At 71.0% G+C, this 23931-nt stretch carries 23 protein-coding genes and 1 pseudogene; 18 read left to right on the plus strand and 6 right to left on the minus strand.

The genetic code is table 11. The annotated features are described in order from the left end of the window. Positions 1-3: 3 nt before the first annotated feature. On the minus strand, positions 4-909 hold the full coding sequence (locus tag DY218_RS21760; protein WP_128557795.1) for an SDR family oxidoreductase: 906 nt from the start codon (positions 907-909) through the stop codon (positions 4-6). Positions 910-1083: 174 nt separating this feature from the next. Here DY218_RS21760 and DY218_RS21765 point away from each other — a divergent pair, with 174 nt between their 5' ends. The 7 genes from DY218_RS21765 (at position 1084) to DY218_RS21795 (ending at position 8020) form a co-directional block, all read left to right on the plus strand. After that, positions 1084-1623 carry a PH domain-containing protein gene (locus tag DY218_RS21765; protein ID WP_128557796.1) on the plus strand — a complete coding sequence of 180 codons (540 nt, stop codon included), beginning with the start codon at positions 1084-1086 and terminating at the stop codon, positions 1621-1623. Beyond that, positions 1620-3317: a PH domain-containing protein gene (locus tag DY218_RS21770; protein WP_128557797.1), complete on the plus strand. Its 1698-nt coding sequence runs from the start codon at positions 1620-1622 to the stop codon at positions 3315-3317. The genes DY218_RS21765 and DY218_RS21770 overlap by 4 nt, the downstream gene beginning before the upstream one ends. A 2-nt stretch (positions 3318-3319) precedes the next feature. Then, on the plus strand, positions 3320-3931 hold the full coding sequence (locus DY218_RS21775) for a TetR/AcrR family transcriptional regulator (RefSeq protein ID WP_158574080.1): 612 nt from the start codon (positions 3320-3322) through the stop codon (positions 3929-3931). A gap of 63 nt (positions 3932-3994) precedes the next feature. Beyond that, a complete protein-coding gene (locus DY218_RS21780) occupies positions 3995-4651 on the plus strand; it encodes a helix-turn-helix domain-containing protein (RefSeq protein ID WP_128557799.1) in 657 nt (218 codons plus the stop codon). Positions 4652-4746: 95 nt separating this feature from the next. Continuing rightward, positions 4747-5715, plus strand: coding sequence for an NADPH:quinone oxidoreductase family protein (locus DY218_RS21785; protein ID WP_128557800.1), 969 nt, complete (start codon positions 4747-4749; stop codon positions 5713-5715). Continuing rightward, a complete protein-coding gene (locus DY218_RS21790) occupies positions 5712-6902 on the plus strand; it encodes an acyl-CoA dehydrogenase family protein (RefSeq protein WP_128557801.1) in 1191 nt (396 codons plus the stop codon). Before DY218_RS21785 ends, DY218_RS21790 begins: the two co-directional genes overlap by 4 nt. Continuing rightward, positions 6899-8020 carry an acyl-CoA dehydrogenase family protein gene (locus DY218_RS21795; RefSeq protein WP_128557802.1) on the plus strand — a complete coding sequence of 374 codons (1122 nt, stop codon included), beginning with the start codon at positions 6899-6901 and terminating at the stop codon, positions 8018-8020. The genes DY218_RS21790 and DY218_RS21795 overlap by 4 nt, the downstream gene beginning before the upstream one ends. A gap of 37 nt (positions 8021-8057) precedes the next feature. Here DY218_RS21795 and DY218_RS21800 read toward each other — a convergent pair whose 3' ends face one another. Continuing rightward, on the minus strand, positions 8058-9188 hold the full coding sequence (locus DY218_RS21800) for a glycoside hydrolase family 43 protein (protein WP_128557803.1): 1131 nt from the start codon (positions 9186-9188) through the stop codon (positions 8058-8060). Positions 9189-9435: 247 nt separating this feature from the next. Between DY218_RS21800 and DY218_RS21805 the strand changes: the two genes are divergently transcribed. The 7 genes from DY218_RS21805 (at position 9436) to DY218_RS21835 (ending at position 17514) form a co-directional block, all read left to right on the plus strand. Beyond that, on the plus strand, positions 9436-11031 hold the full coding sequence (locus tag DY218_RS21805; protein ID WP_128557804.1) for an ABC transporter substrate-binding protein: 1596 nt from the start codon (positions 9436-9438) through the stop codon (positions 11029-11031). A gap of 35 nt (positions 11032-11066) precedes the next feature. Then, positions 11067-12032, plus strand: a complete 966-nt coding sequence (locus tag DY218_RS21810) for an ABC transporter permease (protein WP_128557822.1) — start codon at positions 11067-11069, stop codon at positions 12030-12032. Then, complete coding sequence (locus DY218_RS21815; RefSeq protein ID WP_128557805.1) at positions 12025-12891, plus strand: ABC transporter permease; 867 nt, start codon at positions 12025-12027, stop codon at positions 12889-12891. Before DY218_RS21810 ends, DY218_RS21815 begins: the two co-directional genes overlap by 8 nt. Continuing rightward, positions 12888-13856 carry an ABC transporter ATP-binding protein gene (locus DY218_RS21820; protein ID WP_233521779.1) on the plus strand — a complete coding sequence of 323 codons (969 nt, stop codon included), beginning with the start codon at positions 12888-12890 and terminating at the stop codon, positions 13854-13856. The genes DY218_RS21815 and DY218_RS21820 overlap by 4 nt, the downstream gene beginning before the upstream one ends. Beyond that, positions 13849-14568 carry an ABC transporter ATP-binding protein gene (locus DY218_RS21825; RefSeq protein WP_128557806.1) on the plus strand — a complete coding sequence of 240 codons (720 nt, stop codon included), beginning with the start codon at positions 13849-13851 and terminating at the stop codon, positions 14566-14568. The genes DY218_RS21820 and DY218_RS21825 overlap by 8 nt, the downstream gene beginning before the upstream one ends. A 170-nt stretch (positions 14569-14738) precedes the next feature. Continuing rightward, on the plus strand, positions 14739-16187 hold the full coding sequence (locus DY218_RS21830) for a basic amino acid/polyamine antiporter (RefSeq protein ID WP_128557807.1): 1449 nt from the start codon (positions 14739-14741) through the stop codon (positions 16185-16187). Positions 16188-16254: 67 nt separating this feature from the next. Beyond that, positions 16255-17514 (plus strand): arginine deiminase, encoded by a 1260-nt coding sequence (locus DY218_RS21835; protein WP_128557808.1) that lies wholly within the window; start codon positions 16255-16257, stop codon positions 17512-17514. 18 nt (positions 17515-17532) lie between these two features. Here the strand turns inward: DY218_RS21835 and DY218_RS21840 are convergent, their stop codons facing one another. Next, the gene (locus DY218_RS21840) at positions 17533-18357 is read right to left on the minus strand and encodes an SAM-dependent methyltransferase (RefSeq protein WP_128557809.1); all 825 of its coding nucleotides are present in this window, start codon (positions 18355-18357) and stop codon (positions 17533-17535) included. Between the two features lie 215 nt (positions 18358-18572). Between DY218_RS21840 and DY218_RS21845 the strand changes: the two genes are divergently transcribed. The 3 genes from DY218_RS21845 (at position 18573) to DY218_RS21855 (ending at position 20607) form a co-directional block, all read left to right on the plus strand. Beyond that, entirely contained in the window at positions 18573-19433 is an 861-nt protein-coding gene (locus tag DY218_RS21845; protein ID WP_128557823.1) for a phosphatidylinositol-specific phospholipase C/glycerophosphodiester phosphodiesterase family protein, read from the plus strand. A gap of 123 nt (positions 19434-19556) precedes the next feature. Then, positions 19557-19751, plus strand: coding sequence for a hypothetical protein (locus tag DY218_RS21850; protein ID WP_128557810.1), 195 nt, complete (start codon positions 19557-19559; stop codon positions 19749-19751). A gap of 271 nt (positions 19752-20022) precedes the next feature. After that, entirely contained in the window at positions 20023-20607 is a 585-nt protein-coding gene (locus DY218_RS21855) for a TMEM165/GDT1 family protein (RefSeq protein ID WP_128557811.1), read from the plus strand. Positions 20608-20646: 39 nt separating this feature from the next. Here the strand turns inward: DY218_RS21855 and DY218_RS21860 are convergent, their stop codons facing one another. Continuing rightward, the gene (locus DY218_RS21860; RefSeq protein ID WP_128557812.1) at positions 20647-21006 is read right to left on the minus strand and encodes a DUF779 domain-containing protein; all 360 of its coding nucleotides are present in this window, start codon (positions 21004-21006) and stop codon (positions 20647-20649) included. Positions 21007-21285: 279 nt separating this feature from the next. On the opposite strand from DY218_RS21860, the pseudogene DY218_RS21865 reads away from it, so the two are divergent. Further along, a pseudogene (locus DY218_RS21865) lies at positions 21286-22058 on the plus strand (membrane protein). A 10-nt stretch (positions 22059-22068) separates the two neighbouring features. Here DY218_RS21865 and DY218_RS21870 read toward each other — a convergent pair. Both DY218_RS21870 and DY218_RS21875 read right to left on the minus strand, forming a co-directional pair. Further along, positions 22069-22365, minus strand: coding sequence for a DUF6401 family natural product biosynthesis protein (locus tag DY218_RS21870; RefSeq protein ID WP_233521788.1), 297 nt, complete (start codon positions 22363-22365; stop codon positions 22069-22071). An 81-nt stretch (positions 22366-22446) separates the two neighbouring features. Then, positions 22447-23727: an MFS transporter gene (locus DY218_RS21875; RefSeq protein ID WP_128557814.1), complete on the minus strand. Its 1281-nt coding sequence runs from the start codon at positions 23725-23727 to the stop codon at positions 22447-22449. Between the last annotated feature and the right edge of the window lie 204 nt (positions 23728-23931).

A 23931-nucleotide genomic window follows, 5' to 3' on the forward strand; every position in this document is an offset into this window, starting at 1 on the left:
GTCTCATGCGTCGGCGTCCCGCTCCCCGTACCCCAACTGCTCCCGCACCGGCGTCACCGGCGGGCTGACGACCTGTCGTCGCTGCCAGTTCGCCCCGTCCACCACCAGGGTGTGCCCCGTGATGAAGCGGGCGAAAGGGGAGGCCAGGAACGTTGCCGCCCAGCCGAGTTCGCGCGGCGCGCCCACCCGTAGTGCCGGCTGCAGTCGGTCCTTGTCGTGCTCCGCCCGGTCCAGGCCGCCGCGGATGTCGGCGGTCATGTCCTCGTGCGGCATCAGGCCGGGCACCAGACCGTTGACGCGGATGCCGTACGGGCCCCACTCCACGGCGAGCGTCTCCACCAGGTTCCGTACGCCCGCCTTGGCCGCCGCGCTGTGTGCGAACCCGGGGCCGCCGGTCCAGGCGTACGAGGCGCCGACGTTGATGATCGAGCCGGAGGAGCCCGCGGCGAGGTGGCGCCGGGCGAACTCACGGCTCGTCAGAAAGGTTCCGTTCAGGGTGATGTCGACGACGGTGCGCCAGGCGTTCGGTGACATCTCCTCGGCGGGTACGGGGAAGTTCGCGGCCGCGTTGTTGATGAGGATGTCCGGCAGGCCGCACGCCTCCTGCGCGGCGTCGAAGGCCTCGGCGATCCGGCCGGGGTCGCGGATGTCGCAGGCCGCGATGACGATCCGGCCCCCGAGCGTCGCCAACTCCTCCTGTGCCGACCGGAGTCGGGCCGCCTTGCGGCTCACCAGGACGAGCGTCGCACCGAGCCGGGCGAACTCCGCGGCCACCGCCTTGCCGAGCCCCGTACCGCCACCCGTCACCAGGACGACCGAACCGTCGTACGTGCCCGCCGGTAGCGCGCTCGTCCCGGCCGGGGGAGGGGCCGGAAGCCCCGGGGCGCTGGGTGCCGATGGCTCAGTCATGGGCGCATCCCTACCTCCTGCGGCGCGAATCCGCCATGGCCCCGTGGGCGCGGAACTCTCCTCGGCCGCATCCCTGTCGCACCTGAACCGACCGGTATAGGATTAGACCGTACGGTCAAGACGCAAACCGATCGGTCAAACTCCAAGCGGCGGTCGAGGTCAGGAGAAGTGCTCATGGAAACCCTCCCCGTGACGCAGTCCCCGCCGGATCCGGAGCCGGGCCCCGACGGGGTGCGCGTACGTCTCCCGCGCCTGCGGGTGGAGCGCCGCGCCATGCTCTGGTGGGTGCTGCGCGCCCTCCTGCAGTGGGGCCTGCTGCTCGCGGCACTCGTCGTGGCCCGGTCGCTGTGGGAGCCCGCGCGGGTCTGGTTGCTGGCGCCGGCGATCGCGGTGGCGGCGATCGTCGCGGTCAAGCTGGCCGTCGAACCGTGGTGGCGCTACCACGTCCACCGCTGGGAGATCACCGAGCAGGCCACGTACGCGGCCTCCGGCTGGCTGGTGCGGGAGTGGCGGGTCGCGCCGACCTCCCGTATCCAGACCGTCGACGCCGTACGAGGGCCGCTCGAGCAGCTCCTCGGCCTGTCCACGCTGCGGGTGACGACCGCCTCGTCGTCCGGTGCGATCACCGTCCAGGGGCTCGACCGCAGGATCGCCGAGGAGGCGGCGACGCGGCTGGCGGCCGTCGCCGAGCTGGTCGAGGGGGACGCGACATGAGTGCCGCGACGGGGCCCGGGACGGGGTCCGCGACCGGGGCGGGCCCCGGGCCCGTGCCCGAGGCCGCGCCCGCCACCCCGGCATCGACTGACTGGCAGCGTCTGAACCCTCGGGTCGTCTGGGTCGACCTGGCTCAGAGCGTGCTCTCGCTCGCGCCCAGCCTGGTCGCCATCCATTTCGTCGGTCTCGAACCCTCGCTGTCCGCCCTGTGGCCGTTGGCCTTGGTCGCGGTGGTCGGTGTGATCGGCGCCGTGGCCGACATGGTGCGCTGGATGTTCACGCGCTACCGGATCACCGCCACGGACGTGGAACGCCGCACCGGTGTCCTGGTCCGCCGGCACCGCACCATGCGGCGCGACCGGGTCCGCAGCGTCGACACCCACGCCAAGCTCCGGCACCGCGTCACCGGCCTCAGGGTCGTCACGATCGGCGCCGGTCAGCAGACCGGGGCCGGCGAATCGGCCCTGTTCCTCGACGCGTTGACGAAGGGCGAGGCGGCACGGCTGCGGGCGCTGCTCCTCGACCGCCGGTCCCCGGCCGAACGGGAGGCCGTGCAGAGCGCGGACCGGACGGGTGAGGCCCCGGCACCCGCGCATGCCCCGTCCGAGCCGGCTGCCGACGGCGGGCCTCGGACCGACCGCGACGCCGAAGTCTTCGCAACGCTCCGCCCCTGGTGGGTCGTTCACAACATGTTCAGCATCTGGGCCTACCTCATGGCCGCCGGCCTGCTCTGGAGTCTGTACTGGTTCTTCGCCATGCTCGGCATCGATCTGCTCGACATCGCGACCGCCGTCGCCGACCGGGCTTCCCTCGGCCGCGCGGGCACCGTCGCCCTCGCCGTGATCGTCGTCGGACTCATCGGCGCCCTGGCGATGGGCGTCAACTTCCTCACCTCGTACTGGAACTTCGAACTCGCCCGCGTCCGCACCGGCGACACCAGCCAACTGCGCACCCGCCGCGGCCTGTTCAGCACACGCGAGGTCGGCCGGGACGAGTCGCGGATGCGCGGGCTGTCCATCGGCGAGCCACTCCTGTGGCGCTGGATGGGCATGTCCGACACGAACGTCATCACCACCGGACTCAGCCTGTGGAACATGGAGCAGCCCACCGCGATCCTGCCGCGCGGTCCGATCCGGGTCGCCCACGCGGTCGCCGCCCGGGTGCTCGGATCGCCGAGCCCTTTCGACGCACCGCTCGCGGCGCATCCGCCGGCCGCCCTGCGCAGGCGCCTGTGGTGGGCGACCTGGGTGGCCGCCGTTCCCGCGACGGCCGTCGCCGTGCCGGTCGCGTCCGACGCCGCCCCGACGTGGCTGCTCTGGGCGGCGCTCGCCCTCTGGCCGGTCGCCCTGCTCGGCGCAGTCATCGCCTACCGTGCGCTCGGCCACGCCGTCGTCGGTGACCATCTCGTCGTACGCGCAGGCCTGTTGAGCCGTACGACCTCGGTGCTGCGGCGCGACGCGGTGAGCACCATCGCCGTACGCCAGTCGCTGCTGCAACGCCGGCTCGGGCTCAGCACCGTGTCCGCGAAGACGGCCGCGGGTTGGGGCGCGTACGAAGTGCCCGATCTCGCCGCGCACGAGGCGGTCGCCTTCGCCGCGCGGGCCGCGCCGGGCGTGCTGGACGAGTTCGTGGTCGGTGCGCCCGAACCGGAGGAGCCCGTGGCCGGCGCGTCGGGACAGGGGAGAGGATGGTGACCATGTCGTCATCCTCCGGCGCGGCGCCGACCTTCACCGAGACCGCACGACGCGCGCAGATCGTGCAGGCCGCCATCACCACGGTCAACGAACTGGGCTACCCGCGGGCCTCGCTCGCCGAGATCGCCCGCCGCGCGGGAGTCGCCAAGAGCGCGATCGTCTACTACTTCGCCTCCAAGGACATGCTCCTGCTGCACGTCGTCGAGCACGTCTTCACCGCGCTCGACGACGTACGGGACAAGGCGGTCGCCGCGCACACGGACCCCGCCGCACAACTCCGTGCGTACGTCGGAAGCCACCTCGCCCACGTCGACGGACACCGGCCCGAGATCACCGCGGGCATCGAGATCGTGGTATCCCACCGGGGGCCCGACGGCATCCCGCTCTACCTCACCGCGACCGACGAGGACACCGCCCTGCTGCGCCGCATCCTCGGCGACGGCATGGCGCAGGGTGTGTTCCGGCAGCTGCCGCTGCGGCTCGCCGTCGACGTGGTCGAGGCGCTGCTCGACACGGTGACCACCCAGCTCCAGCGCGACCCGACCGCGGATCTCGGCACCCTGCGCGAGGAGATCCCCACGATCGTCTTCCGCGCTCTGGCGGCGCCGGAGTGACCACCCGCCTCGGCCGCGCGTCGCCGGATTGACACGGCGTATTGCCGGAACTGCAATGTCTCGATGGATGCTCAGGACACCGATGCCGCCGACTCCACCGACACGGTCCTCGCCGAGGTCGGCCCGCGCCTGCGCCGCCTCCGCAAGGACCGCGGAGCCACCCTCGCCGGCCTCTCCGAGAAGACCGGAATCTCCGTCAGTACGCTGTCCCGCCTCGAATCGGGCCGGCGCAGACCGAGCCTGGAACTGCTCCTGCCGATCGCCCGCGCCCACAAGGTGCCGCTGGACGAACTGGTCGGAGCACCCCCGGTGGACGACCCCCGGGTCCGTACCCGCCCGATCGTCCGCAACGGCCGCACCGTGCTCCCGCTCAGCAGACGCCCCGGAGGCCTGCAGGCGTACAAGATGATCCTGCCGCCGACCACCGCAGACCCCGACCCGCGCACGCACGAGGGCTACGAATGGCTGTACGTCCTCTCCGGGCGACTGCGCCTCGTGCTCGCCGAACACGATGTGGTCCTCGGATCCGGCGAGGCGGCCGAGTTCGACACCCGCGTGCCGCACTGGTTCGGTGCCGTCGGCGACGAGGCGACGGAGTGCCTGGTCCTGTTCGGACCGCAGGGCGAGCGGATGCACGTACGGGCACGGCCCGCCCGTCGTAAGGGGGAGCGGGAGGCCGATGACGGGGCGGGGGAGGGGAGTGCGGAAGAGGCCGGTTGAGACGGTTCCGCTCGGGCAAGCGACCGCTTAGTATGCGAAGGGTCGGGCTCCGCGAGCCAGGCGCAACGACTTCCGACCCTCCGTGGAGGCCCCGCATGCAGGCATGGCGAGTGCACGAGAACGGCGAGCCGAGCGAGGTGATGCGCCTCGAGGAGGTCCCCGAGCCGGTACCGGGCGAGGGGCAGGTCTTGGTCAAGGTGCGGGCCGCGAACATCAACTTCCCCGATGCCCTGCTCTGTCGCGGGCAGTACCAGGTGCGGCCGCCGCTGCCGTTCACCCCCGGGGTGGAGATCTGCGCCGAGACCGAGGACGGCCGCCGGGTGATGGCCACCGCAGGCCTGCCGCACGGCGGCTTCGCCGAATACGCCCTGGCCGACGCGGCGGGGATGCTCCCCGCACCCGATTCGCTCGACGACGCCGAGGCCGCCGCCCTGCACATCGGGTACCAGACCGGCTGGTTCGGGCTGCACCGCCGCGCGCACCTCCAGGAGGGCGAGACGCTCCTGGTGCACGCCGCGGCGGGCGGCGTCGGCAGCGCCGCCGTACAGCTCGGCAAGGCCGCGGGCGCCAAGGTCATCGGAGTCGTCGGCGGCGAGGCCAAGGCCCGGGTCGCCCGCGAGCTCGGCTGCGACCTCGTCCTGGACCGGCGCTCCGACGACATCATCGCCCGCGTCAAGGAGGCCACCGGCGGGCGCGGTGCCGACGTGATCTACGACCCGGTCGGCGGCGACGCCTACGCCAAGTCCGTCAAGTGCATCGCCTTCGAGGGCCGACTGCTCGTCGTCGGCTTCGCGAGCGGCGCGATCCCCACCCCCGCGCTCAACCACGCCCTGGTGAAGAACTACTCGATCGTCGGCCTGCACTGGGGCCTGTACAACTCCAAGGACCCGCAGGCGGTACTCCGCTGCCACCAGGAGTTGACCGAGCTCGCGGCGAAGGGCGCCATCAAGCCGCTGGTCAGCGAGCGCGTCGGCCTCGACGGTGCGGCCGCCGCAGTGCAGCGCGTCGCCGACGGCGTCACCACCGGCCGCGTCACCGTGGTCCCCGGGGAGGCAGCCGCATGACCGACGCCACCGAACTGCGCACCAGGACAAGGGAGTTCCTCGCCGAGCACCCGCCGGCGAGCACACCGCGCGAGGAGTTCCTGCGCGCCCGCTTCGACGCCGGCCTCGCCTGGGTGCACTACCCGCAGGGCCTGGGCGGCCTCGGCGTACCCCGCGCGCTGCAGGCCGTCGTCGACGCCGAACTCGAAGCCGCCGGCGCACCGGACAACGACCCGCGCCGTATCGGCATCGGCCTCGGCATGGCCGCACCGACCATCCTCGCCTTCGGTACCGACGAGCAGAAGCAGCGCCTCCTTCGCCCTCTGTGGACCGGCGACGAGGTCTGGTGCCAGCTGTTCAGCGAGCCCGGCGCCGGCTCCGACCTGGCCGCGCTCGCCACCCGGGCGATCCCCGCGAGCGACGGCTCCGGCGACTGGATCGTCAACGGCCAGAAGGTGTGGACGTCCAACGCGCACAACGCCCGCTGGGCCATCCTCATCGCCCGCACCGACCCCGACCTGCCCAAGCACCGGGGCATCAGCTACTTCCTCTGCGACATGACCGACCCGGGTGTCGAGGTGCGCCCGCTGCGCCAGATCACCGGCGAGGCCGAGTTCAACGAGGTCTTCCTCACCGACGTACGCATCCCCGACGCGATGCGCCTCGGCGGGATCGGCGACGGCTGGAAGGTCGCCCAGACGACCCTGATGAACGAACGCGTCGCCATCGGCGGATCCCGCATCCCACGCGAGGGCGGCATGATCGCCTCCACCGCCGCCCTCTGGCGCGAACGCCCCGACCTGCGCACCCACGACCTCCACCAGCGCCTGCTCGAACTCTGGGTCGAGGCCGAGGTGGCGCGCCTCACCGGCGAGCGGCTGCGCCAGCAGCTCGTCGCGGGCCAGCCGGGCCCCGAGGGCTCCGGCATGAAGCTCGGCTTCGCCCGCCTCAACCAGCGCATCAGCGGCCTCGAGGTCGAACTCCTGGGCGAGGAGGGCCTGTTGTACGACGACTGGACCCTGCGCCGGCCCGAGATCGTCGACTTCACCGGCCGCGAGGCCGGCTACCGCTATCTGCGCTCCAAGGGCAACAGCATCGAGGGCGGCACCAGCGAGGTGCTCCTGAACATCGTCGCCGAGCGCGTCCTCGGACTGCCGTCCGAACCACGTACCGACAAGGACGTCGCATGGAAGGACCTCGCCCGATGAGTGCCACGCCCGACCTGCTGTACTCGGACACCGAGGACGAACTGCGCTCGGCCCTGCGCGGACTGCTCACCGACCGCTGCGACCCGGCCGCGGTGATCGCCCGCACCGAGACCGGCGAGCCACACGACCCGGCCCTGTGGAAGGCGCTCGCCGCCGACATGGGCCTCGCCGGCCTCCTGATCCCCGAGGACCTCGGTGGCCAGGGCGCCACCCATCGCGAAGTAGCGGTCGTACTGGAGGAGTTGGGCCGTGCGATCGCTCCCGTCCCGTATCTGACCAGTGCCGTGATCGCCACCGAGACGCTGCTCGCCGGCGACACGACGAAGGGCGGCGTCGCAGCCGGCCTCCTCGCCGAGCTCGCCGCCGGCCGCCGCGTCGCCGTACTCGCCCTGCCCTGGACGACCGCGCCCGGCGGCGCTCCGTACGCCGGAGTGGAGCAGCGGGACGGGCAGCTGCACGGGCGCGTCACCGGGGTCGCCGACGCCCTCGCCGCGGACGTCCTGCTCGTACCGGCGGACGGGCTCCTGTACGCCGTGGAGACCGCAGCCGAAGGGGTGGCCGTCACCGCGCAGACCGCACTCGACCTGACCCGCCCCACCGCGGTGGTCGAACTGACCGGCGCTCCCGCGCGCCCGCTCACCGGCGACCCGGCAGCCACCCGACTCGCCCTGGACAAGGGCCTGTCGGCAGGCGCCGGACTGCTCGCCTCCGAGCAACTCGGCCTCGCCGACTGGTGCTTGACGGAGACCGTCCGCCACACCCGCGAACGCAACCAGTTCAACCGGCCCGTCGGCTCCTTCCAGGCACTCAAGCACCGCATGGCCGAACTCTGGCTCGAGGTGGTCAACTCCCGCGCAGCCGCCCGCAATGCGGCCGACGTCCTGGCCACCGGAGGCGACGAGCGGGCGCTCGCCGCCTCCCTCGCCCAGTCCTACTGCGCACCGGTCGCCGTCCGGGTCGCCGAGGAAGCGCTGCAACTGCACGGCGGCATCGGCATGACCTGGGAACACCCCGTCCACCTCTACCTCAAGCGCGCCAAGTCCGACTCCCTGGCCCTCGGCAGCGCGGGCCGCCACCGGGAGCTCATCGCCGACCTGGTGGACCTCCCCGCGCCCTGAGCGGGACGGCAGCCGTCAGCCGCCGGACCCACCACCGTCACTCGAAGAACTTCAGGCCCCAGCCCGTGTCGGAGGTGGGTCCCGGAACATTCGCACGCTGGTACGTCGTGTCGCCCCACCACAGGAACGACCCGATGTACCAGTGGCGGTTCTCCCAGGAGTACGGAGTGCCCTTCTCGACCGCGTGGAACATGGACGGGAAGTGCTCGCCCGCCGGCGGGGACGTGCCGATGTCCCCGTCGAGGAGCACGAAGGTGTGGTGACCCGGCCCGTCCACGTACAGAGTCGGGTCCCAGCCGGACATCATCGTGTCGCCGTGCGAGCCGAAGAGGCAGCCGTTCGACTTGTACCAGTCCCACACATAGGTGGGGTCGCCGCCGGCCCGCAGGCGCAGGTCGGCCATGCAGTACTGGTCGCTCCAACTGCCGTTGGCCGAATACACGATATGCAGCTGCCCGTTCGGATCCTTGATGGGCTCAGGGGCCTCGTTGATGTACGGGTCGCCCACCACCCGCTCCCAGCTCTCGCGCGGCTGCGAGATGATGTGCCGCTCGCCGGTGGGTGTGGTCGGATCGCTCATGCGGGCGATGTAGAGGTTCTGCTCCACATTCGTGTCACCCTCCCAGCCCGACCAGACGAACCAGCGCTGCCCCTCGAAGGTGAACAGGGCGCCGTCGATCGCCCACTTGTCGTCCGGCAGCGCCAGCTTCTGCGCCTCGCCGTAACCCGTGTCCGGGCTGTCCGAGCTGATGACGTACATCCGGTGGGCGGCTCCGGTGCCGGCCGCGAAGTAGATGTAGTAGCGGCCGCCGTCCCGGACGATCTCCGGGGCCCACACCTCGCCGAGCCCGCCCTCGTCCCGCCACACCGTCGTCGCGGGCGCCGAGGCCAGGCCGTCGAGGGACGAGGCCTGCCGCACGACGATGCCGCCGTCGCCCGTCTTGACCGCCACATAGGTGCTGCCGACCCGCAGCACGCTGGGATCGGCGCCGGCCAGGCCGGTCGGGCCGCGCGGGGCCTCGGCCGCCTTCCCCACCGATTCCGCTTCGGCCTGCGCCCTGCCGTCCCCGGAGTTCGCCGCGCCGGACGACGGCACCGACAGGAAGAGCGCGAGAGCGACACCCAGAGCGAGGGCGCCGAGTCCGAAGGGTCGTCGCAGCAGTGCCATGAGCCCATTCCTCTCCGCGCCTCCACCGCACCGCGTCAGGTGCCGGCCGTACGGCGCGTCCGTTACAACGTTGGAACGATGCGTCCTCAGCGTCCCGAAGGGCTTGGAGTCCTGTCAACGGCCGTGCAGTGGAAGCGAGTTGGCTTCACATGGCTATGTCGACAAGGGGACTGCACGCCGCGTTGTGCCGTACGGCATAATTGCGAGCTGTTCGCAACAACTATCGATCTTGAACAGAGGTGTGTCCATGACGGGCCGTTGGATACGGGGAACCGGCGCGACCGCGGCCGCAGCCGCACTCGCGGTCACCGCCGCGGCCTGCTCGGCCCCCGGCGGCGACTCCGGATCGGACGGCGCGAAGACCTCCGCCGTGGTCGGTATCGCCTACGAACCGGACAGCCTCAGCCCACTCCTCGGCTACGGCAAGGACGGCAACTCCAAGATCTTCGACGGCCTGCTCACCCACGACGGCGACATGAAGCTGAAGCCGGCACTCGCCACCGAACTGCCCAAGATCAGCGACGACGGCCGTACCTACACCTACAAGCTCCGCAAGGACGTCGAGTTCAGCGACGGCGAACCCCTCACCGCCGACGACGTCGTCTTCACCTACGAGACCATCCTCGACAAGAAGACCAACAACCCCTCCAAGACGGAACTCGACGCCGTCGAAAGCGTCGAGGCCAAGGACGAACAGACGGTGGTCTTCCACCTCGACTACCCCTACGCGCCGTTCGCCGAGCGGACCGTCCTGCCCATCGCCCCGAAGCACATCGCAGGCAAGCAGAACGTCAACACCGGCGCCTTCACCACCAAGCCCGTCGGCACCGGCCCGTACAAGCTCGTCAAGTGGTCCAAGGGCGAGAAGCTCACCTTCAAGGCCAACCCGCACTACTGGGGCGGCGCGCCCAAGGTGAAGGACTTCACCATGGCGATCATCAAGGACGACGACGTCCGCGCCACCCGCCTGCGCAGCGGCGACCTGGACGGCGCGATCCTGCCGCCCAACCTCGCGAGGACCTTCACCGAGGACAGCGACAAGCAGACCCTTGCGGCCAAGAGCTTCGACTACCGCGTGGTCACCCTGCCCACCGGCAACAAGGTCGCAGGCGACACCGACGTACGCCGCGCCCTCGACATCGCCGTCGACCGCAAGGCCATGGTCGACTCCATCCTCTACGGCGCAGGCAAGGCCGCCTACGGCCCGGTCCCCACCGACAGCGAGTGGTTCACCAAGGGCACCGAACGCCGCCACGACCTCGAGAAGGCCGAGCAGATCCTCGACGACGCCGGCTGGAAGAAGGGCTCCGACGGCATCCGCCGCAAGAACGGCATCAAGGCCTCCTTCCCGCTCTGGTACCTCTCCGGCGACAAGCTCCGCCAGGACCACGCACTCGCCTACGCCTCCGACGCCAAGAAGGCCGGCATCCAGATCAAGGTCCAGGCAGGCACCTGGGAGGTCATCCAGCCGCGGATGAAGTCCGACGCCGTCCTCGCCGGCGGCGGCGCACCCGCCGACCCCGACTTCGACCAGTACACGCTGCTCAAGTCCGACCTCGCGGGCGACGGCTTCAACAACATGGCGCACTACGACAACCCGGCCGTCGACAAGGACCTCGACAAGGCCCGCCGTACCGACGACCGCGCCGCCCGCAAGTCCGCGTACGACAGCATCCAGCGCGCCCTGGTCAAGAACCCCGGCTACACCTTCCTCACCCACATCGACCACGCGTACGTCGTCGACAAGAAGTACGGCGAGCTGAGCACCCAGGTCGAGCCGCACGACCACGGCTTCGCGACCGGCCCCTGGTGGAACGTCGAGGACTGGCAGCCCGGCAAGTGAAGACCACCGTCGTCCGGGGCCTGCCCTGGGGAGCCATGGGCCGCATGACCCTGCGGCGGGCCCTGTTCGCCGTCCCGGTGATCGTCGCCGTGACCTTCGGGGTCTTCGCGATCGCCGAGGCGTCACCCTTCGACCCGGTCAAGGCCTACGCCGGCACGGCGGGCCTGACCGCGTCGCAGGAGAACCTCGACCAGCTGCGCGTCAACCTCGGCGTCGACCAGCCCCTGGTCACCCGCTGGTGGGACTGGCTGACCTCGGCCCTGCACGGCGACCTCGGCGACTCCGGAGTGATGCGCCAGCCCGTCGCCGACGTCATCACCGAACGCCTCGGCTGGTCCGTGCTGCTCGCCGCGGTCGCCTTCGCCGCCGCCGTCCTCCTCGGCACCCTGCTCGGCGTGCTCGCCGCCCGCCGGCAGGGCGGCTGGCTCGACCGCGCGGTCAGCTCCCTCGCCTACACCCTGGAGGCCGCACCGCCGTTCTGGCTCGGACTGCTCGCCGTCTGGCTCTTCGCCCTCAAGCTGGGCGTCCTGCCCGCCGGCGGACTGACCGACACCGGCAGCAGCACCGTCTCCGCAGGCCAGGTCCTCAGTCATCTCGCCCTGCCCGCGGCCGTCCTCGCCGTCTCCCAACTGCCCTGGTTCCTGCTGTACGTACGCCAGGGCGTCGCCGAGGCGCTCGAGGAGGACCCCGTACGCGGCGCACGTGCCCGCGGCCTCGCACCCCGCACCGTCCTGACCGGCCACGCCCTGCGCTCCGGCATGCTGCCCGTGCTCACCCTGATCGGATCCCGGGTGCCCGAACTCATCACCGGCGCACTCCTGGTGGAGACGGTCTTCAGCTGGCCCGGCATCGCCGCCGCCACCGTGGAGGCCGCCACCTCCGTCGACTTCCCGCTGCTCGCCGCCCTGACCGTGCTCGCCACCGTCGCCGTCCTGCTCGGCAACCTGCTCGCCGATCTGCTCTACGGCCTCGCCGACCCGAGGGTGGGCTTCGATGGCTGACCTCACCTGGCGCGCCACCGCCGCGCCCCGCCGCTCCACCCGCACCTGGCGGGTCAGCACCTCCGCCGTCGTGGTCGGCCTGGTGGTCCTCGCCGTCCTGGTCGTACCGCCCCTGGTGAACCTCGACGAACAGGCCGTCGACCTCGGTGCGAAACTCCAACCACCCTCCTGGGCACACCCGTTCGGCACCGACGACGTCGGCCGCGATCTTCTCCTGCGCTGCGTCTACGGCCTACGGGTCTCCCTCCTCGTCGGCGTGGTCGCCGCCGTGGTGGCCACCGTCATCGGCACCGCCGTCGGCGCGGCCGCAGCTGCCTTCGGCGGCTGGGCCGACCGCGTCGTCATGCGTCTGGTGGACCTCTTCTCGTCCGTACCGCACCTGCTGCTCGGCATCTTCATCGTCGCCATGTTCCGGCCCGGGGTGTGGCCGGTGGTGATCTCGGTGGGACTCACCCACTGGCTGTCCACCGCCCGCATCGTGCGCGCCGAGGTGCTCTCACTGCGCTCGCGCCCCTACGTCGACGCGGCCATCTCCGGCGGCGCCTCGAGGTGGCGGGTCACCGTGCGCCACCTGGTGCCGGGCGTACTGCCGCAGGCGGGCCTCGCCGCCGTCCTGATGGTGCCGCACGCGATCTGGCACGAGTCGGCGCTGTCGTTCCTCGGCCTCGGCCTGCCCACCCACCAGGCCAGCCTCGGCACCCTCGTGCAGAGCGCGCGCGGGTCGCTGCTCGCGGGGGACTGGTGGCCGACGCTCTTCCCGGGCCTGTTCATCATCGTGCCGACCCTTGCCATCGCCGGTCTCGCGGGCGCCTGGCGCGAACGCCTCAACCCCCGCCGCCGATCGGAGCTCATGCTGTGACTCCCGACGCCCCCGCCACCCCCGACCCGGTGCTCGCCGTCCGCGGGCTCTCGGTGCGCTTCCGGATGCGCGGCGACACCTTCGTACGCGCCGTCACGGACGCCTCCTTCGACCTGCGCCTCGGCGAATGTCTCGCCCTGGTCGGCGAGAGCGGCTGCGGCAAGTCCGTCCTCGCCTCCGCACTCCTCGGACTCCTGCCGGGCAACGCCGAGACCGCCGGATCCGCGCACCTCGGCGACACCGACCTGATGACCGCCGGCGAGAACGTCCTGGCCCGCTCCGTACGAGGACGGCGCATCGGCCTCGTACCCCAGTCACCCGCCGCCCACCTCACCCCCGTACGCACCGTGCGCTCCCAGCTCGAGGAGACCGTGCGCGAACTCACCGGCCCACCGCGCGCGGAAGTACGCGCCGCAGCCGAACGGGCCGCGGAACGCGCCGCGTTCCCCGCCGACCACCTGGACCGCCACCCGCACGAACTCTCCGGCGGACTCGCCCAGCGCGCCGCCACCGCCCTCGCCCTCATCGGCGACGCCCCACTGCTCCTCGCCGACGAACCCACCACCGGCCTCGACCGCGACCTGGTCGAGCGCACCGTCGACGAGCTCAAGCGGCACACCGGCGACAGCCGGGCCCTCCTGATGATCACCCACGACCTGGCGGCCGCCGAGCGGATCGCCGACCGCGTCGCCGTGATGTACGCGGGCCGCATCGTGGAGATCGCCGACGCAGGCGACTTCTTCGGCGCCCGCGGCCCCCGCCACCCTTACGCCGGACGCCTCCTGGACGCCCTGCCCGAGCGGGAGTTCACCCCGATCCCGGGCATGCCGCCGGAGCTCACCGCACTGCCCGACGGCTGCGCCTTCGCGGCCCGCTGTACGCGGGCGACCGAGCGCTGCGACCGGCTCCCCGCCTTCGAGAACTCGGTGGCCTGCCATCACACCCTGGAGGTCCAGCGTGCTTGAACTGAGCGCCGTCACCGCCGGATACGAGCCACGCCGCCCCGTACTGCGCGATATCGACCTGGACGTCGAGCAGGGCGAATCCGTCGGCCTGCTCGGCCCGAGCGGCTGCGGCAAATCCACCCTCGCCCGGGTCGCCGCCCTGCTGCACCGCCCCGAGTCGGGACACGTCGTCGTCGACGGCGAGACCGTGCACGACTGGCGCTACCGCGCACCCCGCGAGCTGCGCACCGCCTTCGGCGTGGTGTTCCAGCAGCCCCGGCTCAGCGCCGACCCGCGCCTTCGCCTCGCGGCCCTGATCGCTGAGCCGCTACGGGCCGTCGGCCGCACCGGCGAGATCCCGCGACGTGTCGAGGAGCTCGCCGCGACGGTCGGCCTGGGCGCCGAACTGCTCGCACGCCGGCCCCACGAGGTCAGCGACGGTCAGCTCCAACGCGCCTGCCTGGCCCGGGCGTTGGTGCTGCGCCCGCGCTATCTGGTGTGCGACGAGATGACGGCCATGCTGGACGCGTCCACCACTGCAGCCCTGGTGGCGGTCGTCGAGGACTACCGGCGCGAGAGCGGCGCGGGCCTGCTCGCGGTCGGCCACGACCGGACCCTCCTGGAGCGCTGGTGCGGCCGTACGGTCCACTGGTCGCAACTGACCGGCGACCGGGGCGGCGACCGGGCCCAGGACCTCGAGCCGGCCGGCCGGACCGCACCCGGAACCGCCTGAGCGGGACCGCCCCCTTCCGCCCATCGGCACATCCCAGCGCGCGCATCCGCCCGTTTCGTCCTTAATGTGGCCTTGATTGTCCCGGCCGGGGGAGTCCCCTTCCCCGGCGACGCCCGCGACCGGGCCAGGCTCCGACGAGCCGAGCCCCGATCGCGCCGACGAGGGGTGACATGGCCGACGCCGACACCACGGGCCCGAGCGCCGCCGCGCCCCCGGCCGCCAAGCTGACGCTGCTCACGCTCACCGCGATGGTCGTCGGCTCGATGGTCGGCGCCGGTGTCTTCTCGCTGCCCGGCCGCTTCGCCGCCGAGACCGGAGTGGCCGGCGCCCTGATCGCCTGGGCCATCGCCGGCGTCGGCATGCTGATGCTGGCCTTCGTCTTCCAGGCGCTCGCCCTGCGCCGACCACAGCTCGACGCCGGCGTCTACGCCTACGCGAAGGCCGGCTTCGGCGAGTACCTCGGCTTCTTCGCCGCCTTCGGCTACTGGGCCAGCGCCTGCGTGGGCAACGTGACCTACTGGGTCCTGATCATGTCCACCATCGGCGCGATCTGGCCGGCCCTCGGCGACGGCGACACCGTGCTCGCCGTCGTCCTGTCCTCGGTCGGCCTCTGGCTCTTCTTCTCCCTGATCAGCCGCGGAGTGAAGGAAGCCGCCGCGATCAACCGGATCGTCACCGTCGCCAAGATCGTGCCGATCATCGTCTTCGTCCTGCTCGCCGTCATCTACTTCGAGCCCTCGGTGTTCGCCGACAACTTCACCGGAGCCGACTACGCCGGATCCCTGTTCCAGCAGGTCAAGGGCACCATGCTGGTGACCGTCTTCGTGTTCCTCGGAGTCGAGGGCGCCAGCGTCTACTCCCGGCACGCGAAGCGCCGCGAAGACGTCGGACGCGCCACCGTCCTCGGCTTCCTCAGCGTCTTCGCGATCTTCGCATCGGTCACCATCGTCTCGTACGGCATCCTCCCCATGGGCGAGATCGCCGAGCTGCGCCAGCCCTCCATGGCCGGCGTACTCGAAGAGGCCGTCGGCACCTGGGGCAAGGTCTTCATCAGCGTCGGCCTCATCGTCTCCGTACTCGGCGCCTACCTGGCCTGGACCCTGATGTCCGCCGAAGTGCTCTACGTGGCCGCCCGCGACAAGGACATGCCGCGTTTCCTGGGCCGGGCCACCGATGCCGACGTGCCGGTCCCCGCGCTCATCATGACGACCTGCCTCACCCAGATCGTCCTCGTCGTCACCTACTTCTCCGACGACGCCTTCAACTTCGCGCTCGACCTGACCAGTTCACTCACCCTCATCCCCTTCCTGCTCGCCGCCGCATACGCCGTGAAGATCCTGCGCGGCCCCGACCCCGGCGACATCGGCGGACGCGGCCGCGACCTGACCGTCAGCATCCTGGCCACGCTCTACACCGCATTCCTGATCTACGCCGCCGGACTCAAGTACCTCCTGGTCTCACTGATCATCTACGCACCCGCCACGATCCTGTTCGTGATGGCCCGCCGCGAACAGGGCCGCCGCGTCTTCGCACCGCGCGAACTGGTCATCCTCGCCGTCTCCGTGGCCGGCGCAGCGGTGGGCGTCATCGCCCTCGCCCTCGGCTGGATCAGCCTGTGACCCGCCCGCCGTACCACCCGCAGCAGCATCGCCGAGGCGCCCCGGCGCGTACCAGGAAAGGCAGCCGATGACCCAGGACAGTACGCCCGCCACCTCCTACGGCGTCCACTCCGAGGTGGGCAGACTGCGCAAGGTACTGGTCTGCGCCCCGGGCCTCGCGCACCGACGCCTCACCCCGTCCAATGCCGGTGAGCTGCTCTTCGACGACGTGATGTGGGTGGAAAACGCACAGCGCGACCACGCCGACTTCGTGGAGAAGCTGACCGTACGCGGCGTCGAGGTCGTCGAACTGCACGATCTGCTCACCCAGACCATGGCCATCGACACCGCGAGGAACTGGCTCCTCGACCGCAAGATCGTCGCCAATGAGGTGGGCCTCGGCCTCATCGACGGCACCCGCGCCTTCCTGGAGTCCCTCGACCCGCGCCGACTCGCCGAGTTCCTCATCGGCGGACTCGCCACCACCGACCTCCCCGAGGACTACCGCACCGGCTACATCGCCCTCGCCCGCGAATCCAGCGGCGTCCGCGAATACCTGATGCCACCCCTGCCCAACACCCTCTACACCCGCGACACCACCTGCTGGCTCTACGGCGGAGTCACCCTCAACCCGCTCTACTGGCCGGCCCGCCGCGACGAGACCCTCCTGATGAAGGCCATCTACCGCTTCCACCCCGACTTCGTCGGCTCCACGATCTGGTGGGGCGACCCGGAGACCGAGTGGGGCCAGTCCACCTTCGAGGGCGGCGACATCATGCCCGTCGGCAACGGCGTCGTCCTGATGGGCATGAGCGAGCGCACCTCACGCCAGGCCATCACCCAGGTCGCCGCGGCCCTCTTCGAGCGCGGCGCCGCCGAACACGTCATCGTCGCCGGAATGCCCAAACTCCGGGCCGCCATGCACCTCGACACCGTCTTCACCTTCGCCGACCGGGACGTCGTCACCCTCTACCCGAAGATCATGGAATCGGTGCACACCTTCTCGCTGCGCCCCAGCGACAAGGCACCCGGCCTCGACATCACCGACGAGGGCAGCACACCCTTCACCGAGGTCGTGGCCCGCGCACTCGGCCTTCCCGCACTCCGCGTCATCGAGACCGGCGGCGACGTCTACGCCTCCGAACGCCAGCAGTGGGACAGCGGCAACAACGCCGTCGCCCTGGAACCGGGCGTCGTCTTCACCTACGACCGCAACACTCAGACCAACGCCCTGCTGCGCGAAGCAGGCATCGAGGTCATCACCATCGTCGGCGCCGAACTCGGCCGCGGCCGAGGCGGCGGCCACTGCATGACCTGCCCGCTCAGCCGCGACCCCGTGCAGTTCTGACCGCCACCCCGCCCCGGCTCAGGGCTTGCGCCCCACACCCGCATACAGCGGCACCGGACCGCCCGTCGCCGCACCCTCCCGCTCAGGACCCGAGCCGCCCTCGTCGTCGGAGCGGTGCCAGGCATCGACCGGCACGATCCCGGGCTCGAGCAGCTCGAGGCCGCCGAAGAAGCGGCCCACCTCCTCGCGCGAGCGCGGCACCAGGGTCACACCACCCGCCCCGTACGTACGCACCGAACTGTTCACCGCCTCCGGATTGAACTCGGCCGTCAGCTGACTGAGCACCAGGAAACTGCCCGGCGCCAACGCGTCCACCAGAGTGCCGATCACATCGAACGCCCCGTCGCCGTCCGCCACGAAATGCATCAGCGCGATCACCGACAGCGCCACCGGCCGCTCGAAGTCCAGTACCGCGCCCGCCTGTTGGAGAATCGCCGCAGGCTCGCGCACATCCGCCTGCACATACTCCGTGACACCCTCCGCCGTACCGCGCAGCAACGCCGCCGCATGCGCAAGCACGATCGGATCATTGTCCGCGTACACCACACGTGACTCGGGCGCCACATCCTGCGCGATCCGATGCAGATTCGGCTCGGTCGGAATGCCCGTACCGATGTCCAGGAACTGCCGCACACCCATGTCCCGCGCCAGCCGCCGGGTCGCCCGCCGCATGAACCAGCGGTTGTGCTGCGCCGAGCGCTTCGCCTGCGGCTCGATCGCCAGGATCTGCCGGGCCAGCTCCTCGTCCACCGGGTAGTTGTCCTTGCCGTCCAGGAACCAGTCGTAGACCCGCGCCGAATGCGCCTTGCCGGTGTCGATCACGGGGCGCTCCGAGCCGGTCATCTGCCACTCCCTCGTCGTCGGCGACTCCAGCACCCTACTGCGGGCCGCCGCGGCCGCCCCTGCCGCCACCTGCCCCGCACCCATGAACACCGGCCGACAATAACCCCAACTCCCGCCGCACCACTGCCACATGGCCCACCACAGGCCCCATACTCGCCATGGCCCGCCGCACACCGTCGCCGCCCACCCAGTCGCCACCCGCATCCGGAGGCACCATGGCCCTCGTCACCCGCCGCAGAGCAGTCACCACCATCGGCGCAGCCCTCGCCGGCACCGTGGCCGTCCCCTCGTACGCCCTGGCCGGCGAACGCACCCCCGCCCCCAGGCCGTTGCGCCGCGCCCACGCACACAACGACTACCTGCACCCCCGCCCCCTGCACGACGCCCTCGACCACCGCTTCAGCAGCGTCGAAGCGGACGTGTACCTCGTCGACGGCGAACTCCTCGTCGCCCACGACCCGGTGGACCTCGACCCCACGCGCACACTGCGCTCCCTCTACCTGGACCCGCTCGCCGAACGCGTCCGCGCCAACCACGGCTCCGTATACCGCGGACACCGACAGCCGCTCCAACTCCTGATCGACATCAAGGCCGACGGCGAGGCCGCCTACCTCGAACTCCACCGCCAACTGAGCCTCCACCGCGGCCTGTTCACCACCTACGCCCACGGCCGCGTACGCCGAGGCCCGGTCACCGCCGTCATCTCCGGCGACCGCGCAGCCCGCGCCCCCATGGAAGCCCAGCGCACCCGCCACGCCTTCTACGACGGCCGCCTCACCGACCTCGGCGGACCCGCCCCCGCCTCCCTCATCCCCCTCATCAGCGACAACTGGTCCGAGCACTTCACCTGGTACGGCACCGGCCCCATGCCCACCGCCGAGCGCGACAAGCTGCACAGCATCGTGGCGACGGCCCACGCACGCGAGCAGCGCGTCCGCTTCTGGGCCACCCCCGACCTGCCGGGCGAGGCCCGCGGCGCCGTCTGGGCCGAACTGATCGCCGCCGACGCCGACCACCTCAACACCGACGACCTGCCCGCCCTCGAAGCCTTCCTCGACGCCTACGACCGGCCCTGACCACGTACGGTCACAGCCAGTCAACACACGTTCGGCGGACACGCCACTCGCCCGACCGGACCTTCCGCTGCGCCAGACTTGCCGCCGAATGCCGCGGGGTCAGCGCGGCGGAGGAGGTTGGCGATGGCCGTTTCGATTTCCGTGGTGCTGCTGCTCGTGGTCCTTGCGGTGGTGTTCCTGCGCAACGGCGCACTCAAGCTCTCGCATGCGATCGTCTGCGTCCTGCTCGGCTTCTATCTCGCGAGCACCAGCATGGCCCCCACCATCCAGAACGGTCTGACCGCCACCGCGGACATTGTGAGCAAGCTCCAACCCTGACCCCTCCCGGACCCGGCTACACTGGGCCGAGCGAAGGGGAGTAGTCCTGCGACACCGACCGGTCGACATACTGGACATCCGCGGATGTCCCGGCCGTCGGGCCCCCTGGTCACTCAGTGACCGGGAGGGTGGACGAGACCTTCGGCCAGGCATGATCGTGCCCGCACCCCTGTGCGGGCGCTCCGTCGTGCCGGGCCGAGTCCTCCCCGCGGGCGCCCCAGGGTGTCGGTAGAGCAGGCGCACGGCCCGGCCCCAGCAGAAAGCACCGGGTATGTCCCTCGACCCCCTGACGATCCTCACCGCCTTCGGGTTGATCTTCCTCGCCGAGCTCCCCGACAAGACGATGTTCGCCTCCCTGGCCATGGGCACCCGGATGCGGCCGCTCTACGTCTGGTTCGGCACCTCCGCCGCCTTCGTCGTGCACGTCGCCATCGCCGTCGGCGCCGGCAGCCTCATCGGCCTGCTCCCCACCGTCGCCGTGAAACTCGTCTCGGCCGCCCTCTTCGCCTTCGGCGCGGTGGTCCTGCTGCGCAGCGGCGCGGGCGATGACGAAGGCGACGAGGGAGGCCGTACGGTCACCGGATTCTGGCCGGTGTTCACCACCGCGTTCATGGCCGTCTTCATCAGCGAGTGGGGCGATCTGACCCAGATCACCACCGCCAACCTCGCCGCGACCAACGGCGCCGCCTCCACCGCCATCGGCTCGGCCGCCGCCCTGATGTCGGTGTCCGCGCTCGCCCTGGTCGTCGGCCGGTTCATCGCCAAGCGCGTACCCCTGAAGACCGTGCAGCGCATCGGCGGCCTGTGCATGGCGGGCCTGGCGATCTGGACACTCGTCGAAGCCTTCACCGCCTGACCCGACCCACCACAGACCGTACGCACACGGCCCGGCCGCTCACGTACCGAGCACCCGCGAGCGGATCAGGAAACGCACCCCCTCGGGCGCTTCCAGCGAGAAGCCGCTACCGCGGCCTTCGACCACGTCCACGATCAGCCGGGTGTGGCTCCACACCTCGTACTGGCTCTTCGACATCCAGAAGCCGATCGGCTCAGCCACACCCGGCACCTCCAGTGAGGCGAGCAGGACATCGGAGCCACCGGTGCGGAACTCGCCCTCCGGATAGCACATGGGCGCGCTGCCGTCGCAGCAGCCGCCGGACTGGTGGAACATCAGCGGACCGTGCATCGATCGCAGCCGGCGCAGCAGATCCGCGGCCTCGGTGGTCAGTTCCACCCGTGCGGGCTCGTCCGTCATCGCAGCCGCCTCCGTCCGTCCCGGCCGAGGCGGAACGCCCCGGCCCCGGCACCACGAGTGGACCCGACGCCACGTTGCGACGACGTTGCACACGGCGCCCACGGACCGGTGACGCCCCGCGGCGGCAGCTGTCGCCCGGACGGCCGCTGCGAGCGGGCCGCGTCCCCCACACGGTGGTATACACGAATGGAGTGACGGGTGACCTGCGAGGACCCGTGAATGGGGGGCCGAACGCCCGGACGCCGCAGCGCGCGGGCCACAACGAGTGGAGGACCACTCATGACCCAGAATCTTGTGCTTTCCGTGGATTTCACTCAGGGGCTCAATGACGCCTGGTCGAAGGTCGCCCAGTTCGTTCCGAAGCTGGTGGCGTTCCTGATCGTCCTCGCGATCGGTTGGTTCGTCTCCAAGCTGATCGCCCGCTCGACCGAGTACTACGCAAGGTCGGCTCCGAAAAGCTGGCCGAGAAAGCCGGCGCCGACCGCATGCTCGCGGGATCCAAGTACGACATGACAGCGATCATCTGCAAGGTCGTCTACGCGGCCCTGCTCCTGATCACACTCCAGCTCGGCTTCGGCGTCTTCGGCCCGAACCCCGTCAGCGACATGATCAACGGCATCGTCGCCTGGCTGCCGCGCGGCATCGTCGCGATCGTCCTGATCGTCGTCGCGATGGCCGTGGCCAACCTCGTACGCGACATCGTCACCAACGCACTGTCCTCGATGTCGTACGGCAAGACCGTCGGCACCATCGCCTGGGCGGGCATCGTCGCGCTCGGTGTGATCGCGGCGCTCGGCCAGGCCGGCATCGCCACGACGGTCACCCAGCCCGTGCTCTACGCGGCACTCGCGGCAGGGGCCGGCATCCTGATCGTCGGCGTCGGCGGCGGCATGATCGGCCCGATGCGGCAGCGCTGGGAACGCTGGCTGGACACGGCCGAGCAGGAGACGGCCAAGGCCCGGGCCTCGTCGGCAGGCGCCTACCAGGCCGGCCGCGAGGACGCGCTCACCAACCAGCCGGTCCAGGACCGGGAGCCGATGGACCCCATGTGACGATGCACACTCACGCGAGGTCGTGCCGCCGCACCAGCCAGGAAATGGCGGTGAGGCGGCACACCGCGTAGTCGTGCCCGACCGGCTCACGCCACCCCGACTCGGCCAGCGCATCGAGAAACCCGAGCGCGTAGTCGGACAACGCCTCCCGATCAGGCGCGTGCGGCACCAGATCCGGGCAGGTCACAGCCAGTCGCTCCCGCAGGTGTGCGACATGCTGGTCCACCGCGGCCGTGAAACCTGGCTCGAAGGCGAACTCGGCAAAGCGCGGGGTGTACGAGGCATCGATACGGGCAAGTGGGGACACCTCGCCAGAATAAGTGCCCGTACCCGCCCCCATCAGGGACTTTGGCCATGCTCTTGGTCACACGGACGGTCAGACGGATGGTCACCGGCCCGGCGACACGGATCCTGTCGCCGCACTCGTCGGCGCCTGCCGCGTCTGCAGCACACCGGCAAGTGCGACCACGACAAGACCCGCCAGTGGCACGACGAGCAGACCCGTACGCAGACTCGTCATGTCGGCGATCAGACCGACCGCGGGCGGCGACAGGAGGAAACCGAGCCGCATCAACCAGGAGACGATCGTCAGGCCCGATCCCGGTCTCAGTCCGGGGAGTTGGTCGGCTTCGTGCATCGCCGCGGGTACGAGCGTGGCCACCCCGAGCCCGGCCGCCGCGAGGCCCAGCACCGTGCCGGGCACCGTGGGAACCGCCAGTGCCGTGCCCATCCCGGCCGCGGTGATCAGCCCACCCGCCCGGGCCACCGTCCGCTGCCCGAAGCGGTCGACCAGCCGGTCACCGAGGATCCGCCCGATGAACTGCGCGCCGACGAGGGCGATGTAGCCGGACGCCGCGAGCGTGACCGAGGCGTCGAGAGAATCGGACAGATACAGCGCCGCCCAGGAATTGCCGGCGTCCTCCACCAGAGTGCCGGCCATCGCGATCAGGACGAGCGCGGCCAGTACGAGATGCACGGGACGGCGGCGTCCGGCAGCAAGCACCTTCGCCTGCGCCTCGCCCTCTCCGCCGGCACGGCTTCCTCCCGAACTCGCCCCCGTATCCGTATCCGTGTCTGCATCTGTGTCCGGGCCCGGCAGGCAGAACCGCAGCGCCGCACAGGCAAGAGCCGAGAAGAGGACCCCCGACAACACCAGGTGCTGCCCCCTCGAGAGGCCGAGCGCGATCGCCCCTGCGGCCATCGACCCTCCGGCGACGGCACCGATCGACCAGATCGCGTGGAACGAGTTGATGATGGAACGGCCGTAGCGGCGCTGCACCCGCAGGCCGTGCGCGTTCTGCCCGACATCCGTGACCGAGTCCATCGCACCGGCCAGGAACAGCATCGAAGCGAAGACCAGCACCGACTCGGCAACTCCGGCCACCAGCAGGCCGATCGCCGTCGCCAGCGTGCCGCCCACCGCCACCCGCGCGGACCCGAACCGTCTGGTCAGCGCACCCGCCGCCAGTCCCGCTGCGATGGCGCCGGTGGGGAACGCCGCGACGGCGAGGCCGTATGCCGCGTTGCCCATCCCGAGGTCGGCCTTGATCTCCGGGAACCGCGGCAACAGATTCGCGAACAGCGCCCCGTTGGTCAGAAACAACACCGCGACGGCGGCACGAGCATGGCGATCGGCCGCACTGGGTCGCTTCGGAACGTCGACAGTCATACCCGGACCCTACAACCTGAAGCGTACGACCGTACGCTCGGTGTTTGCGGGGTGGGTTAGGGGTGGTTGGATCGGGGTGTGGTGGGTGTTGTTGATGGTCTGGGTCTGCGGTGTGCTGCCTGGTTGCTGTCCATCAGGTGTGGATTCCGCTGCCGCCTGCGGTGTGGCGGGGGAGGTCGACGCCGGTGCCAGGTCGTCTAGGCG

Source organism: Streptomyces triticagri (assembly GCF_003429565.1).
Classification (GTDB): domain Bacteria; phylum Actinomycetota; class Actinomycetes; order Streptomycetales; family Streptomycetaceae; genus Streptomyces; species Streptomyces triticagri.

Coding starts and splice junctions, on each gene's coding strand:
- DY218_RS21760 (WP_128557795.1), bottom strand. CDS start 909: ATGACTGAGCCATCGGCACCCAGCGCCCCGGGGCTTCCGGCCCCTCCC.
- DY218_RS21765 (WP_128557796.1), top strand. CDS start 1,084: ATGGAAACCCTCCCCGTGACGCAGTCCCCGCCGGATCCGGAGCCGGGC.
- DY218_RS21770 (WP_128557797.1), top strand. CDS start 1,620: ATGAGTGCCGCGACGGGGCCCGGGACGGGGTCCGCGACCGGGGCGGGC.
- DY218_RS21775 (WP_158574080.1), top strand. CDS start 3,320: ATGTCGTCATCCTCCGGCGCGGCGCCGACCTTCACCGAGACCGCACGA.
- DY218_RS21780 (WP_128557799.1), top strand. CDS start 3,995: ATGGATGCTCAGGACACCGATGCCGCCGACTCCACCGACACGGTCCTC.
- DY218_RS21785 (WP_128557800.1), top strand. CDS start 4,747: ATGCAGGCATGGCGAGTGCACGAGAACGGCGAGCCGAGCGAGGTGATG.
- DY218_RS21790 (WP_128557801.1), top strand. CDS start 5,712: ATGACCGACGCCACCGAACTGCGCACCAGGACAAGGGAGTTCCTCGCC.
- DY218_RS21795 (WP_128557802.1), top strand. CDS start 6,899: ATGAGTGCCACGCCCGACCTGCTGTACTCGGACACCGAGGACGAACTG.
- DY218_RS21800 (WP_128557803.1), bottom strand. CDS start 9,188: ATGGCACTGCTGCGACGACCCTTCGGACTCGGCGCCCTCGCTCTGGGT.
- DY218_RS21805 (WP_128557804.1), top strand. CDS start 9,436: ATGACGGGCCGTTGGATACGGGGAACCGGCGCGACCGCGGCCGCAGCC.
- DY218_RS21810 (WP_128557822.1), top strand. CDS start 11,067: ATGGGCCGCATGACCCTGCGGCGGGCCCTGTTCGCCGTCCCGGTGATC.
- DY218_RS21815 (WP_128557805.1), top strand. CDS start 12,025: ATGGCTGACCTCACCTGGCGCGCCACCGCCGCGCCCCGCCGCTCCACC.
- DY218_RS21830 (WP_128557807.1), top strand. CDS start 14,739: ATGGCCGACGCCGACACCACGGGCCCGAGCGCCGCCGCGCCCCCGGCC.
- DY218_RS21835 (WP_128557808.1), top strand. CDS start 16,255: ATGACCCAGGACAGTACGCCCGCCACCTCCTACGGCGTCCACTCCGAG.
- DY218_RS21840 (WP_128557809.1), bottom strand. CDS start 18,357: ATGACCGGCTCGGAGCGCCCCGTGATCGACACCGGCAAGGCGCATTCG.
- DY218_RS21845 (WP_128557823.1), top strand. CDS start 18,573: ATGGCCCTCGTCACCCGCCGCAGAGCAGTCACCACCATCGGCGCAGCC.
- DY218_RS21850 (WP_128557810.1), top strand. CDS start 19,557: ATGGCCGTTTCGATTTCCGTGGTGCTGCTGCTCGTGGTCCTTGCGGTG.
- DY218_RS21855 (WP_128557811.1), top strand. CDS start 20,023: ATGTCCCTCGACCCCCTGACGATCCTCACCGCCTTCGGGTTGATCTTC.
- DY218_RS21860 (WP_128557812.1), bottom strand. CDS start 21,006: ATGACGGACGAGCCCGCACGGGTGGAACTGACCACCGAGGCCGCGGAT.
- DY218_RS21875 (WP_128557814.1), bottom strand. CDS start 23,727: ATGACTGTCGACGTTCCGAAGCGACCCAGTGCGGCCGATCGCCATGCT.